Origin of the sequence: Microbulbifer aestuariivivens (genome assembly GCF_039545115.1) — a bacterium.
GTDB classification, from domain to species: domain Bacteria; phylum Pseudomonadota; class Gammaproteobacteria; order Pseudomonadales; family Cellvibrionaceae; genus Microbulbifer; species Microbulbifer aestuariivivens.
The window spans coordinates 72,006-86,473 of record NZ_BAABRT010000018.1; the positions used below are offsets into that span (position 1 = coordinate 72,006).

General features: G+C 52.2%; 8 protein-coding genes. All 8 read right to left on the reverse strand.

The window, feature by feature from the left end; all coding sequences use genetic code 11:
* Positions 1 to 216: 216 nt before the first annotated feature.
* Complete coding sequence (locus ABEA58_RS11250) at positions 217 to 2,031, reverse strand: ABCB family ABC transporter ATP-binding protein/permease (RefSeq protein ID WP_345551567.1); 1,815 nt, start codon at positions 2,029 to 2,031, stop codon at positions 217 to 219.
* Positions 2,032 to 2,269: 238 nt separating this feature from the next.
* Positions 2,270 to 2,881, reverse strand: a complete 612-nt coding sequence (locus tag ABEA58_RS11255; protein WP_345551569.1) for an NUDIX hydrolase — start codon at positions 2,879 to 2,881, stop codon at positions 2,270 to 2,272.
* Between the two features lie 213 nt (positions 2,882 to 3,094).
* The gene (locus ABEA58_RS11260; protein ID WP_345551571.1) at positions 3,095 to 6,355 is read right to left on the reverse strand and encodes an efflux RND transporter permease subunit; all 3,261 of its coding nucleotides are present in this window, start codon (positions 6,353 to 6,355) and stop codon (positions 3,095 to 3,097) included.
* Positions 6,356 to 6,388: 33 nt separating this feature from the next.
* A complete protein-coding gene (locus tag ABEA58_RS11265) occupies positions 6,389 to 7,666 on the reverse strand; it encodes an efflux RND transporter periplasmic adaptor subunit (protein WP_345551573.1) in 1,278 nt (425 codons plus the stop codon).
* Positions 7,667 to 8,225: 559 nt separating this feature from the next.
* Positions 8,226 to 10,562 (reverse strand): hypothetical protein, encoded by a 2,337-nt coding sequence (locus ABEA58_RS11270; protein WP_345551575.1) that lies wholly within the window; start codon positions 10,560 to 10,562, stop codon positions 8,226 to 8,228.
* Positions 10,555 to 11,475 carry a hypothetical protein gene (locus ABEA58_RS11275; protein ID WP_345551576.1) on the reverse strand — a complete coding sequence of 307 codons (921 nt, stop codon included), beginning with the start codon at positions 11,473 to 11,475 and terminating at the stop codon, positions 10,555 to 10,557. The genes ABEA58_RS11270 and ABEA58_RS11275 overlap by 8 nt, the downstream gene beginning before the upstream one ends.
* Entirely contained in the window at positions 11,442 to 12,083 is a 642-nt protein-coding gene (locus tag ABEA58_RS11280) for a class I SAM-dependent methyltransferase (protein WP_345551578.1), read from the reverse strand. Before ABEA58_RS11280 ends, ABEA58_RS11275 begins: the two co-directional genes overlap by 34 nt.
* Positions 12,080 to 13,093, reverse strand: coding sequence for a glycosyltransferase family 2 protein (locus ABEA58_RS11285; RefSeq protein ID WP_345551580.1), 1,014 nt, complete (start codon positions 13,091 to 13,093; stop codon positions 12,080 to 12,082). The genes ABEA58_RS11280 and ABEA58_RS11285 overlap by 4 nt, the downstream gene beginning before the upstream one ends.
* Between the last annotated feature and the right edge of the window lie 1,375 nt (positions 13,094 to 14,468).

A 14,468-nucleotide genomic window follows, 5' to 3' on the forward strand; every position in this document is an offset into this window, starting at 1 on the left:
CGACAGTGGATTATCAAGGCAAGCAACATGCCACCCGGCAACGGCTTCTGCGGCAGTCATTGACCTGCTGGCCCTGACTAGGTCGGGGCTGTTCTGTTCGACCTGCTCTACCCCGCTCTGCCCCGCCCTACCCTGCTCTACCCTGCTCTACCCTGCTCTACCCTGCTCTACCCTGCTCTACCCTGCTCTGCCCAATTCAGCCCAATTCAGTCCTGCTTAGCCACCGGCCTGCGGGGTGTCGGCGGCACTGTGGCGCTCCTCCTGCTGCAGGTACCACAGTGCCGCGTAGTGCCCCTGCGCTGCCAGCAACTGGGTGTGGGAACCGCGCTCGACGATTCGGCCCCGGTCGAGCACCAGAATCACATCCGCATCCACCACCGTGGACAGCCGGTGTGCGATCACCAGCGTAGTCTGTTCGCTGGCCACCTGCCGCAATGCGCCGAGAATACCCCGCTCCGAGCGGCTGTCGAGGGACGAGGTGGCCTCGTCGAAGACCATGATTGGCGGATGCTTGAGCAGTGCGCGGGCAATGGCGACGCGCTGCTTCTCGCCACCGGAAAGCTTCAGCCCCCGCTCGCCGACTACGGTGTGCACCCCCTCGGGAAGCTCGTGCACAAATGCCTCCAGCTGGGCGTGGCGAATCGCCGCCATGACTTCCTCATCGCTGGCGCCGACGCGCCCATAGCGCACATTTTCAAGAATCGACTGGTTGAACAAGACCGCGTCCTGGGGCACCACGCCAATGGCGGCCCGCAGGGACGACTGGCTGACCGCGCGGATGTCCTGCCCATCAATGGTGATACGCCCGTCACAGGGGTCATAGAAGCGAAACAGCAGCTTGAACAGGGTCGACTTGCCGGCGCCGCTGGCGCCAACGATGGCCACTTTCTGTCGCGGCTCCACCGAGAAGCTGACGCCCTTGAGGATCTCGCGATCGGCGCGGTAGGCAAAGTGCACATCCTCAAACACCACTCGCCCATCCGTCACCACAAGCTCCAGCGCAGCCTCGCGGTCCTCAATCGCCGGCGGCACCCGCAGCAATGAAAACATCTTTTCGATATTGGCCAGGGAACCTTTCATCTCCCGGTAGACAAAACCGAGAAAATTCAGCGGGATGAAAATCTGCATCATAAAGGCGTTGATCAATACGAAATCGCCAATGGTCATGCTGCCATCCATCACTCCCATCGCCGCCAGAATCATGGCGGCCGCCATGGCGGTGGCAATAATCAGCGCCTGCCCCGCATTCAGCCCAAACAGCGACAAGCGGTTCTTGCGCCGCGCCTGTTCCCAGAAAGCCAGCTCGCGATCGTAGTGCCCGGCCTCATAGTGCTCGTTGCCGAAGTACTTCACCGTTTCATAATTCAGCAGGCTGTCCACAGCCCGGCTGCTGCTCTGGCTCTCGGCCTGATTGAGCTCGCGCACAAAGCGGGTCCGCCACTCGGTCGCCACCACCGAAAAGCCGATATAGATAACAACCGCGCCGAGCACCAGCAGCGCAAAAGTGCCGCTGTAATTCCACCACAGCAGGCCCGCCACCATGGCGATCTCCAGCAGTGTGGGCACGATATTGAAGACCATAAACCGCATCAGAAAACCGATACCGGCATTGCCCCGCTCGATATCCCGAGACAGTCCACCGGTGCGGCGATTGAGATGAAAATCCAGATCCAGCCGGTGCAGGTGTTCAAAAACCTCGAGGCCGATGCGCCGCTGCGCGCGCTCGGTCACGCGGCCGAAAATGGTGTCCCGCAGTTCACCAAACAGCACGCTGGCAAAGCGCACCGCACCGTAAGCCAGCAATAACCCCAAGGGCAGCGCGGCGGCGGCCGCGATTCCACCGGCGGCGTCCAGGTCGTCGACAATATGCTTGAGCAAAAACGGCAGCCCCACGCTCGCCAGCTTGGCGCCCACCAGACATAGCAGGGCAAGGATCACCGCGCGGCGGAATTCCAGCAGGTAGGGAAACAGGGTTTTCAGCGCTCCCCAGTGCACCTCGCTGAGGGGGACATCGGACTTGGGTCTGGGCATGGTCGGGCTCGCGGCGAAAGGGCGGCCATTATAGTCCGCACTCTACCCTCCGCCAGCGCCCTGTCTGTTGCGCTGTTTCCGCTTTGACACACCTTTTTCACTATGAGGTGCCTTTCTCACAATGGCGCGCCTTTTTCATAATGGCGCACCGCTGGCTTATGGGTGGGGACTGGATATGGGTAGGGGTACTCGGTGGCGAGCAGTCAGTCGGGAATATGGGGCGGAAGTGTTGGCAGGGTTAGCTCAGTGCTCGAATCGGCACGTCATCGCTGTGTTCGAATCGCGCGCCCAGCACCCGCGTCAGGAACTCCATCAGGATGCCGGCGGTAAATCCCCAGATCTCATACTCATCGAACTGATAGGCGGGCAGGTAGACCGCGCGCTGGTCGATCGTGATGCGGTCGGTGCGAATACGGGGATCGGCGAGAAAAAACGACAGCGGCACGCGGAATATGGCATCCAGTTCCCCCGGGTTGGGTGTCATCGGCGCATCCGGCGCTATGATGCCCACCCATGGGGTCACTTCCACCTGCCAGCGGGTCGTGCGCTTCCACAGTGGACCCAGGACGCGCACGGCCTGCGGGGGCACGCCGATTTCCTCATGGGTCTCGCGCAGGGCGGTGTACTCCAGCGAGGGATCACCCTCTTCCCAGCGCCCGCCGGGCAGGGATACCTCACCGGAATGGGTGCTCAGATGCACGGAGCGCTGGGTCAGAATGACTTCCGGGTCTGGCTCATCGGTCAGCGCCAGCAGTACGGCGGCATGGCCGTGAAGGTTGCCCCCCGAGGGCACCCGGTCTTGCAGACTGGGCTGCAACTGTTGAATTTTTTTCTCTATAACGTCCAGCATCGAACCTAGTTAACCAGCCAGTCAGCTAGCTTTCTCAAGAGGGTTTTCTCTAACACTATACGCCAGCGCGGTGCGAGAGCCACCGGCATTCAATTTATAGCATCAGTTTGCCCGCCAGCGTTGACTGTTTTGCGCCCTGGAGCCCGCCCTTAAACCCGCCCCGAGGGCCCAGCCCCCGCCCCCCCGACCTCGAGCTTGTACTCGGGTGCGGGGTTAAGACACGTCGATCGCCGCCGGGGTTCCTCTCCGCCCCTTGCCCCACTCCCTGAGCCGCTGGATCAGCGAATAGAAAATCGGCACCAGAAAAGTGGAAAACAGCGTTGCGGCCAGCATGCCGCCAAAAACCACCAGCCCCAGCGATACGCGACTGACCGCTCCGGGACCGGTGGCGACCACGAGGGGGAAAATACCGAGAACAAAAGACAGCGCGGTCATCACCACGGCACGAAAACGCAGCCGCGTCGCCTCAAGCGCGGCCTCTTCAATGGACATTCCCTTGTCCCGCTGCAGGACCGCAAACTCCACCATCAGGATCGCGGTCTTGGCCGCCATGGCGATCAGAAGCACCAGGCCGATCTGGGTGTAGAGGTTGTTATCGAGGCCCGTCACCAGTGTCGCCAGCAGTCCTCCGGCGAGGGCGATGGGAATCGCCAGCAGTACCGCCAGCGGAATCGCCCAGCTCTCGTATTGTGCAACGAGAAACAAATAGGCAAATAACACCGCCAGTGAAAACAGAATCGGGGCCATGCCGCCAGCCTCAATTTCCTCAAGGCTGGAGCCGGTCCACTCGAAACCATAGCCTTGCGGCAAACGGCCGCCCAGCTCCTCCATCGCCTTCATGGCATCGCCACTGGAAAAACCGGGCGCGGCATTGCCGTTGATGGTGATGCTGTTGTAGAGGTTGTAACGGTCAATGGTCAGCGGACCCACGATGGGCTCAACCCGACTCACCGAGCTAACCGGCACCAGACCGCCCTGTGAATTGCGGACGAAAAACCCACTGAACACCTCTGTGCGATCGCGGAACTGCGCATCCGCCTGCACCATGACCCGAAACACTTTTCCATAGCGGTTGAAGTCATTGACATAGACACCACCCAGAAAAGCCTGCAGCGCGGTGTACACGTCGGTCAGTTTCAGGTCCATGACATGGATGCGGTCCTTGTCCAGCGTCATGCGCAGCTGCGGCGTCGACGCCTGATAGGTAGTAAAAGCGGCGGCGATCTCGGGAACCCGATTGGCCTCACCGATCAGGTTCCCGGTCACTTCCGCCAGCTGCACCACACTGCCCCCCTGAAGATCCTCGAGCACGAAAGAGAAGCCACCGATGGTGCCAAGTCCGGGCAGCGCAGGCACGGGAAAAGCCTGGATCTTCGCCTGCTCCACAGCATTGGACAGTTGCTGCACCCGGGCCATGATGGGCATCTGGAACAGTTCCGGGTCCGTACGCGCATCCCAGGGGTCGAGAATGACGATAGCCAGCGCCGAATTGGAGGCGATGGTGCCGGCAATGAGGTTATAGCCCGGCACAGACATCACATGGGCGACGCCCTCCAGGTCCAGTATCGACGTGCTGAGGTTTTTCACAACGGCCGTGGTGCGCTCCAGCGACGCTCCCTCGGGCAGCTGGATATTCATCATGAAAAAGCCTTTATCCTCATCTGGCACAAAACCGGTTGGCACCGCGGAGAAAAGCCAGGCACAGAGCAAAAAGGAGCCGACGATGGTGGCCAGACCAAGCAGGGGAAGCTTGACAAAAAAACGTACGATGGAGAGATAAAAGCTGGAAGTGACATGGAGAAAGCGGTTAAAGAAGCCGAAAACCCCATGGGTTTCTTGCCCTGACAGCCCCGGCTGCTCCGACTCAATCGCTCCCGGCTCTTCGCTATTGCCCTCATCGGCTTTCTTACCAGCATCATCACGGATTTTCTCGCCGCTGTGCTCGCCGCCCTTTTCACCACCCGGGGCCTTCAACAACAGCGAGCAGAGCGCCGGGCTAAGCGTCAGCGCATTCACACTGGAGATCACCACCGCAATGGAAATCGTGATGGCAAATTGCTGGTACATTTTTCCGGTCAGCCCCGGCATCAACATGACCGGCACGAAGACCGCGAGCAGCACCGCCGTTGTGGCGATCACCGGCCCGGTCACCTCCCGCATCGACTGTAACGCCGCCTCCCTGGCTGAGAGTCCCTCGTCCAGCAGCCGCTGGGTGTTTTCCACCACAATGACCGCATCATCCACCACGATACCGATGGCGAGTATCAGGGCAAACAATGTGACCGTGTTGATGGTCATGCCAAGTGCCAGCATCAGCGCAAAGGTGCCGATCAGCGAGACGGGAATGGCAATGGCGGGAATCAGCGAGGCGCGCCAATCCTGCAAAAACAGGAACACCACGGCGACGACGAGAATAATCGCGATCAGCAGGGTATCGATCACTTCGGCAATCGAGGCGCGCACAAAGTCGGTGGTGTCATAGATAATCTCCGCCCGGAGCCCCTCAGGGAAACGCTGAGAGAGTTCCTCAACCCGGGCGCGGATTCTCTCCGCCACATCTACCGCATTGGCATCGGGCAACTGGTAGATGGCCATCACCGCCGAAGGCTGGTCATCCAACAAACCAAATGCGCTGTACATCTCACTGCCCAGCTCTACCCGGGCAATATCCTCCAGCCGCACGATACCGCCATCGGGCTTGGCGCGGATGCTGATGCGCTCGAATTCGCTGGCATCCTCCAGCCGCCCCTGCACCAGCAGGCTGTACTCAAACTGCTGGTCTTTGCGGATGGGTGCGGCACCGATTTTTCCCGCTGCCACCTGAACATTCTGCGCTTCAATCGCCGAGATCACATCCTGAGCCGTGACATCCAGAGAGGCCATGCGGTCCGGGTTCAGCCAGATGCGCATCGCGTAATTCTGCGCGCCAAGTATTGCCACCTCGCTGACACCGTCGATCCGCGCCAGCTCGTCCTTGATAAAAATTTCGCTGTAGTTCGCCAGGAACAGACCATCGATGCCTTCTCCGGCGCCCTCGCCGGCGAATAGGTTTACCACCAGCAGGATGTCCGTCGACTTCTTGCGCACCACCACGCCGTTGCGCATCACCTCAGAGGGCAGCTGCGGGCTCGCCTCCTGAACGCGGTTCTGCACATTGACCTGGGCAATATCCCCATCTGTGCCGCTCTCAAACACCACTTCCAGGTTATAGGTGCCGTCGTTGCTGCTGGTGGACGACATGTACTTCATGCCCTCGACACCATTGACCGCCGACTCAATGGGAACCGCGACACTGTCACGCATCACTTCCGCGCTGGCGCCGGAGTACAGGGTCTGCACAGAGACCGTGGGCGGAGCGATATCGGGGAACTGCGCAACCGGCAGCAGCGGCAGCGACAGTAAACCCGCCAGGGTGATCAGGATGGAGACAACAAACGCAAAGCGGGGGCGACGAATGCAGAATGCACTGATCATAATTGGATTAGAGGAATTCCTTTCCGTGAAAAATCACTTGGTGTCATAGTATTCATCCATGGGTTGCTCGTCGGGCTGCTGGCCGGGTTGTTCGCCCGGAGCGCCACCGCTGCGCTCGCGCCAATACTGCTCACCCCCGTCGGGGGTATGCTGCTGCGGCGGCGGTTGAATCTCTTTCAGGTCGGCGTAGGGGTTGTGGCTCGCCTGCCGGGGGTCCAGCGGCTTCCCCATGATGACCCGCTGCAGGCCGCTCACCACTATCTCCTGTCCGGCCTCGATACCTTCCTCAACGGCCCACAGCTCACCGACTGTCTGCCCAAGCTTGAGGTAGCGTTTCTCCGGCAGATCGCCCTCTTCCACCACAAAGACAAAGCGCCCCTGCATGTCCTCCATGACCGCGGCCTGTGGCACCAGTGGCTTGACTGAGTCTTCGCCTGCGAACACCCGGATCACCACCCGGGCAAACTGTCCCTGCACCAGAAGCCGCTCGGGGTTGGGAAAACGCGCCCGCACCGTGACGGAGCCAGTGGTCGGATCTATCTGGTTGTCGACGAAAACAATCAGTCCCGGATAGGGGTAGTTTTCCCCGTCCGGCTGCTTGATGTGGATATCTCTGCGAACTGGCGGCTGACCGTGTTCCCGGCGCTCATCGGCCTCCAACTGCACGGCAAACATGCGGTATTCCGGCACCTCGAAACGCACAAAAACCGGGTCGAGTTTCACGACAGTGGTGAGCGGCTCACTTTGCGGGCCAACCAGCGCCCCCTCGGGGTAATGGCTGCGCCCGATCATGCCGGTCCAGGGCGCGGTTATCCGGGTAAAGGAGAGGTTCAGCTGCGCGTTTTCCACATCCGCGCGAACCGCCTCCACTTCTGAGCGCGCTTTTTCAAACGTGCCCCTCAACTCATCCATCGACACCTGGCTGATCGCACCGGTATCAATCAGCTGCAGGCCGCGCTGGTAGTTGCGCTCCGCCACTTCCAGCGCCGTCATCGCCTGATCCAGCCGCGCCCGCTGGTTGGCAAGGGCAACCCTGAATGGCTTGGGGTCGATCACATAGAGCAGTTCGCCCTGCTCCACCACCTGCCCCTCCTGAAAATTGCGGCTTTCGATGTAGCCCTCCACCCTGGGCCGCACTTCAAACTCATCCGTCGCCTCCACGCGCCCCACATACTCAAAGCGGGGAATCACCTGATGGGCCCGCACAGTGAGCACTTCCACTTCGGGCAGGGGCAGCTCTACGGGCTGCTCTTTCCTGGAGCAACCCGCCACCAGTGTGAGTAAAAGCAGAGACAGAATAATACGCGCCATCCACAAACATCCTTGCCAACAGCTTAGAAGGCTCCCTTTAACTATAGGTGGAGGCGACGGAGGTGGAGGTGGTGGCGGGGTGGCGGGGTGGCGGCCGGCAAGGGCTTGCGGTGAAAGGCACAATTAAAACAGAGCTCAGGCACCGGCTTCATCATAGCCGGTCTATTTGGATCACAGCTTTCGCTAATAAGCACTCAGAGCGAACCCAGCAACCTCAGCTGAATCGCGGCTGTAGCCAAGATCGCCGTCTCAGACGTGCAGGCGCAATGCGAGAAGGTTGACTGTTGTTCTGAACATATCGATCGATATTTCAGCCCCTACATAGAGTACTCACCCTAGCGACAACTCAGATTAACGAGCTTTTGGTCAAGAATGCTGATTCTCCACCGTTTTGACGGATACCTAAGTCAAAAACTTCACGATGATGGCTATGTCACAGGACTGTCATCAGCCAGAAAACTAGCTTTATACTGGTAAAAGGGTATCAGTGTGACTGTATAAAATGGGCAAGCAAGACAAAAGTATGTCTAGCGATTTATCCTACTCACAGGTGAACCTATTATTCATTAACGATTTCTATACGCTGAAGAGAAACGCCAATTACTCTGGCATCATGCGAGCCTATCAAACGTTGAGGAGATGTAGCATTCGGTATGGAAACATGGATACTACGTAAACCCACCGCTTTAGAGAAGGGTATATTTATTGCCAGTGGCTGACCAGAATAGGCTGTAATTTTTTCCGACCACTCCCAATCATCCTCTGCACTATTAAAAAGAATATCAACCGGCCTATTTTCGCTCGCACCAAAAGCCCCAAAAACCAATTTAGCCTCACACTTTTCTGGGTCGCAATACTTCGGCATTGGAAGCAATAAACTTGCATCTGACTTCGACCAAACGTGCTTGTTCTCAATATCATGCCATCCTTTCTGCAAGATATACGAGGAACCAGAAAATCCCGGCTCTATAGAAATAGGATATTGTACATCGCCAACAACATTAGCCATCAATTCAAGCCGATTGACTCTTCCAGAAAAATCAGGCCGCAATCGGACAGCTACAAATAAATCGGTTTCTACCACATCCACATAGGGCAAGGAGCGAAAAGCAGCAATAGTATTATGAAGCTCTGACTTACGCTCGGAAAGGCATAAGAAGCCGCCACTCTTGAGCATACTGTCACGTTCAGCGTCAGTTAGTCTTACACCAGTCTTTTTAAGACATGGCCACACATGTGCAGAGCGAAGCTTATCGAAATATGGAATGACGATAACATCCGCAACACTATCTAATAAAATTGTCAAAGATGACATTGCCTTAACTGAATCAAACTCACCACCCATCGACAGCATCTCCTGCGGCCAGATGGATTGTGCAGCGGCAAGATTTTTATCACCCCCTATATTAAAGGTTCGAAATCCAACCTTAGGGGCCAAATAATTGACGATAAAATCATTGTCCCACGGAAGGAAAGCCACTACCTCATCACGAACAATATTTTTATTTAGATCAGCAACTAATTCACGGTCGATGTGGTGAAACATTAGCCTTTGATCCACACCATTACGCCACCGCTTCTCCAAATTAGGCAAGTTAATTAAAATTAGCGCAAATGAAATACCAAGCCATACTTTTTCAGCCCTGCCGCGCCCACTCGACATGGCTATCATTATTAAAATCCAAAGTGAAAATATTCCGAGAGCAGACCACCGATAGGAGGCCCTCATTACATTAAATCCAGGAATATATTTATATATCCAAGCATTACCTGTTGGAGCAATGGCATATTCTGACCTCATCAAAACGCTCTGCTCACGAGGATGACTTAGCTGAAGCTCCTCTGGCTTTGTAGAATTAACTTTCAATGATGGACCCAAAGCCATATAGAAACCAAAAAGTGAGATCAGAATAATTCCTGTAGCTATTTTTATCTTATTTCTTACTCGCCACCACGAGTAAACACCAAACAAAATAATTGGTAATGCAAATGTAGTCTTCCATGTAGATGAATCACCAAAGTAAAGCTCATTAGTTCTAGGAACACTAACCCCAAGCAAATCCGCAATCCAGAATCTACCTTTTGTTGGCACCACTAAAAAAGAAAGATCAAGCCCCCAACCCCTGAAAAAATCAATCGGGCTTGGATCAAAATTTAATTTTCCTATATAGGAGCTGTATAAAATATAGGCAATGGAGAAGCTAACAAAGTGTACTGGCGCAGCGACCTTTATAAGTGTCGACCTAAGCTCTGGTTTTTTGTAATACGAATAAATTAATAAGAAACTTGCCGCACAGGCAAACATCATAAATGTATAGCCATCCATGAAAACAGACACAACCGCTGAAAAAACATACAACAGAATTGCTGTCGGCTTTATCACTGTAGATTCTGAGTGAATAAGAAAAAGATTAAATGCCGCAAGAAAATAAAAAGACAACAAAGCGATACCAAATGAAAGCATGCTATAACCAACATGCCCCCATATAATAGGGCTAGTCATCCATATAACAGAACCTACGAGAGCTAATAACTTAGTCGCCCCAAAACGACGAGCCAGTCGATATGCGGCAAACATTGCCAGCCCTAACCAGGAGGCAGCCATGATCGTGTATGCATCGGCAGCATTTATACCAAGGCGAATTAATAAACTGGCAGGCCACGCCCCCGCCAAACCAAAAGCAATTGACGCAGGCCTTGGGATACCAATGTCTCGCGCGTAAAAATCAAACAATTGACCATTAGCCATCGACTGTGAAAAACCCGTCGTCCAAACGGCCTGGCCGAGTGTTGGTAATGTAAAAAATGGAATAGCGCCATAAACTAAAAGTACAAAAAGAATGGCAAAAGTTCCGACAACAAATTCAACAGTTTTAAAATTATACTTTTTATACATGAGCTTTCTCAGTCTGAAAAAACTTACTAGGAATAAAATGCACAGCGGTAAAAAATGCTAAATCACCAACGATGGTAACAATTCTACCGATCAATATCGCTGTCAGTAGTTTACCTTCATCAATAAGACCTCCCAGCAATAAAAGGAGAACTAGTTCTCGCACACCAACTCCTGCAGGCGCACCGGGAGTAACAAGACCAACTAACCAAGCAATAATGAACCCGCCCCCACAGCCAAGCAGAACCAAAGGTGTCAATCCCCCCCCAGAATCAGACAACACTAACAGCGCGGCAAAAACTGAAGAAGAAATTAGAAGGAAGAGAATTTGCCAGAAGAACGCCCACGAAGCATGAATCCCTAATATTAGATTAAGAACAAATCCCGTCATTAACAACGATATGACAAATAGAATTATGCTTTCAGGAATTAAAAGGGACTGAATAAATAATGGCAACACCAACCAAGAAAACTGCAAGCCAGCCAAAACCAAGAGTCCAAACTCGAAAACCATCGATTTAGCCGCAATTCCTGACGTCAACCCTGAAGCCATCCCTAGAACTTGCCGACCGGCAAGATGGAATATATTACCTGGCACATATTTTGCCAACTGAGATATACCATATACCCTTACCGCCTCAGATATTGATATCGAACCACCAAAATATTTAATAAAATTCCACCAGGAAACAGCTAGAAAATAATTTCCCGCACCGTAGATTAACGACAACACCATACACCACCAAAAGAATAAGAGTGTCATCCCCGAAACATCTAAATCCACGGAATAGTTGCGCAGGCGAAGTGCAACAAAAATCACCCCTGCAACCGCCAAGAAACTACCACCTATACGAAGAACACCTCTTGGTACTGGAGACATCCTCATAAAAAAGGTCTGCAAAGAATCATTGTCCATGGAAATGGACTTTTTACCTCATCCACTATGAAATATTTCGAAACAAACTTAATGAAACTCTTTCTTGACCAGTGCTGGATATGTCCTGGAGTATTACCAAAACGAGAAATGTACTTCCCTCTCGCTAAATTTAGCGCACACCATATTGGTTCTTGTGGAACGCTTATAATTAGATTTTTTCTAACGACTCTCTGTAACGCCTGCATACCAATATCAGGGTTCTCAAGGTGCTCCAACACCTCACAACACACAATAAGATCTGCGCTATCCCGATCCTCACTCAAATCGTAAATACTTACGGGCTCAAATATAGAATCAGAAATTCCAGCATCTAACGCATTTTTTCGCGCAATATCTATGACAATTTTTGAAAAATCACAACCCCTTGCCAGCAACCCCTGCTCTAACCAGCGCAAAACCCAATACCCTTCCCCGCAACCCACTTCGTTAATCGTTTCTGGGCTTGCCTTTTCGACCAGATCCGATAACGCAGAGTCAAACCCCCCCATCATCCATTTGACGATAGGGTTGCGGGAGCTGTACTTATCAAATGTATTGCCAACAACAATGCCGGATTCCTCAGCCCCCCCAGCAACTTTTATAGTCATAAGCTAACACTCTCTTTTTTCCTTGCTACTCTATTATTAGTATTACCCATTACCCCATCTGTACCCAGGTTTTTCACGGTAGATAGTTTTTCAGTTTTAAAGCGTATATCCTCCAACAACTTTCTATTTGCAGCCAGCAAATCAGCGATAAACGCCACTAGAAATGTCTGAAACCCCATTCCGAGTAATACTGCAGACAATATAAGAGATTGAACATGCCCATCTCCATCACCCTGTAAATAGTCAAAAAGAAATCTAAACCCAATTGCGAAACCGGCAAAAAACAGGAACGCCCCTATCACACCAAAAAATCGAAATGGGCGATAAACGACAAATATCCTGATGATAGTGACAATGCTTCGCTTTATATAAGATGGTATGCTTTTCACCAGTCTCGAAGGCCGCAATTCACCATTAACACGCACCGGAACAGAAACAATTGCCATGTTCTTCTGACCGGCTTGTATTATCGTCTCCAGTGTGTAGGTATAATCATTAAACACCATTAACTTTTGTGCAGCAGAACGACTCATCGCCCTGAAACCGCTTGGAGCATCTGGAATATCGGTCCGGCTTGCAACACGGACAACCCAACTGCCCAGTCTTTGTAGTACTTTCTTAATCGGTGAAAAATGCTCAATTGCTTCTATTGGTCGTGCACCTACGACAATTTCAGCCCGATGCTCTAGAATCGGCTGAACAAGGGCGGGAATATCATCGGCATTGTACTGGTTATCGGCGTCGGTATTGATAATGACATCTGCATTTAAATCCAAGCTTGCCTCTAATCCAGTCATAAATGCCCGGGCCAAGCCTTTATTGCCAAGATGCTTGACAATATGATCCGCTCCGTGAGCCCTAGCAACGCTTACAGTATCATCCTGGCTACCATCATCGATAATAAGCCATTCGACCGAATCAAAGCCCGGAACCGTACGTGGTAAAGCTGCAAGCGCTACGGAGAGGGTCTCCGCTTCGTTAAAACAGGGAATTTGTATTATTAGTTTCATTCTCTGATCCAACTAGGGAAATATCTCAAGTGTAGACCATGATTTTTTTAGCGTAGTATTTTTTTAATTATCTAAAACAATCTGCAGTGACCATCAAGCATGAATGCTTATTTACTAACCAGGCGCAACTCTCCTCCAAAACGCATGTCCGCATATCTTTAGAAATTTACCTTTACCCTCCTAAAAATCAGATTAATATTGTTACACCTGTGCCACCTCAAAATCCACAACTTAACTCAGTACATGCTCAACCTGGCAGATAAAGCTGCAATATTAAATTTACAGAATGACGCAATGTATATTGTGACATGAGATTTGAGTCTACCTTTATCCACTCTGAGCCACTTCGCGCCCATGATTTTAACTAGCAGGCAGTAGCGAGCAGGTAACTATGTCGCTCAAATCATTTTTCTGGCGAGCGCCGATCTTAACATTTTGGTCCACGTCAACTTATATTGTGTTAATACTCCTTGTTGCGTTTATGCCAATATTCACTACATAGATCGCGCCCAGGTCTGCGGGATTTGCCAAAAAACCCACCAACATTACCCCTATCTATCCCCCTAGAGTCGTTAGTACTGCAGACAGCGAGTAGCTTAAGTCGCAAACGAAATGAAAGGAGCGTAAAGTTCACAAATACTGACATGACCAGAGAATAGGCATAATATCCCTACCAAAATTCACCAAATAACCAACTTAGCGCTCACTTAATAATTTCAGCTGCTATATACTCAAGTCGTTCCTTACATCACCTACCACTTCCGGGCAAACATTCCAAGTTGCTACCACCAAGATTTAATAGAATATAAATACCATCAGCCTAACGCCATCCTTTACATATACCCCTAAACATCAATGACCTTATCGGCACCTAGCTGTAACTCTCCATTCAATAGACTATCGCAGCCAGACAATTCTTTACCATTACCTCCTCGCATCATGATGGCATTTATTTCAACAATGAGTTTCTCCATTAAAGTATGAATAAATCGCGAAAATACTCTCCGAATATTCAGAGATTTGAAGGTGAAATTATGAAGGTTTTACATATTCTGTTTCAGCGTGGTGACGTACCCAGAGAGATTTTCCGCTATTCAACCCTCCCCCTAAACTGAGAATACTTATAGACTTTCTCGGTGTTATTAGCGCAGCCAGAGTCTCCGGTGAATTTTCATCGAGACTCATATCCATATACAAACTGCACTCCCACATGGCGTTAACTCAACCTTGGACCTACAGGAGAGCCTTGGGTTCTACCCCGTTACTGCGGACACTTCTAAAAAGAGGCACACTATGCCAAAGGAGTGTTTATGAGTAAGCGTAGAAAGTACAGTCCCGAGTTCAAGCATGAGGCCGTGGAACAGACTCGCCACCC

Bases quoted from the DNA above. Each gene is read 5' to 3' on its own strand.
- ABEA58_RS11255 (WP_345551569.1), bottom strand. From the start codon at position 2,881: ATGCTGGACGTTATAGAGAAAAAAATTCAACAGTTGCAGCCCAGTCTG.
- ABEA58_RS11265 (WP_345551573.1), bottom strand. From the start codon at position 7,666: ATGGCGCGTATTATTCTGTCTCTGCTTTTACTCACACTGGTGGCGGGT.
- ABEA58_RS11285 (WP_345551580.1), bottom strand. From the start codon at position 13,093: ATGAAACTAATAATACAAATTCCCTGTTTTAACGAAGCGGAGACCCTC.
- ABEA58_RS11280 (WP_345551578.1), bottom strand. From the start codon at position 12,083: ATGACTATAAAAGTTGCTGGGGGGGCTGAGGAATCCGGCATTGTTGTT.
- ABEA58_RS11270 (WP_345551575.1), bottom strand. From the start codon at position 10,562: ATGTATAAAAAGTATAATTTTAAAACTGTTGAATTTGTTGTCGGAACT.
- ABEA58_RS11250 (WP_345551567.1), bottom strand. From the start codon at position 2,031: ATGCCCAGACCCAAGTCCGATGTCCCCCTCAGCGAGGTGCACTGGGGA.
- ABEA58_RS11260 (WP_345551571.1), bottom strand. From the start codon at position 6,355: ATGATCAGTGCATTCTGCATTCGTCGCCCCCGCTTTGCGTTTGTTGTC.
- ABEA58_RS11275 (WP_345551576.1), bottom strand. From the start codon at position 11,475: ATGGACAATGATTCTTTGCAGACCTTTTTTATGAGGATGTCTCCAGTA.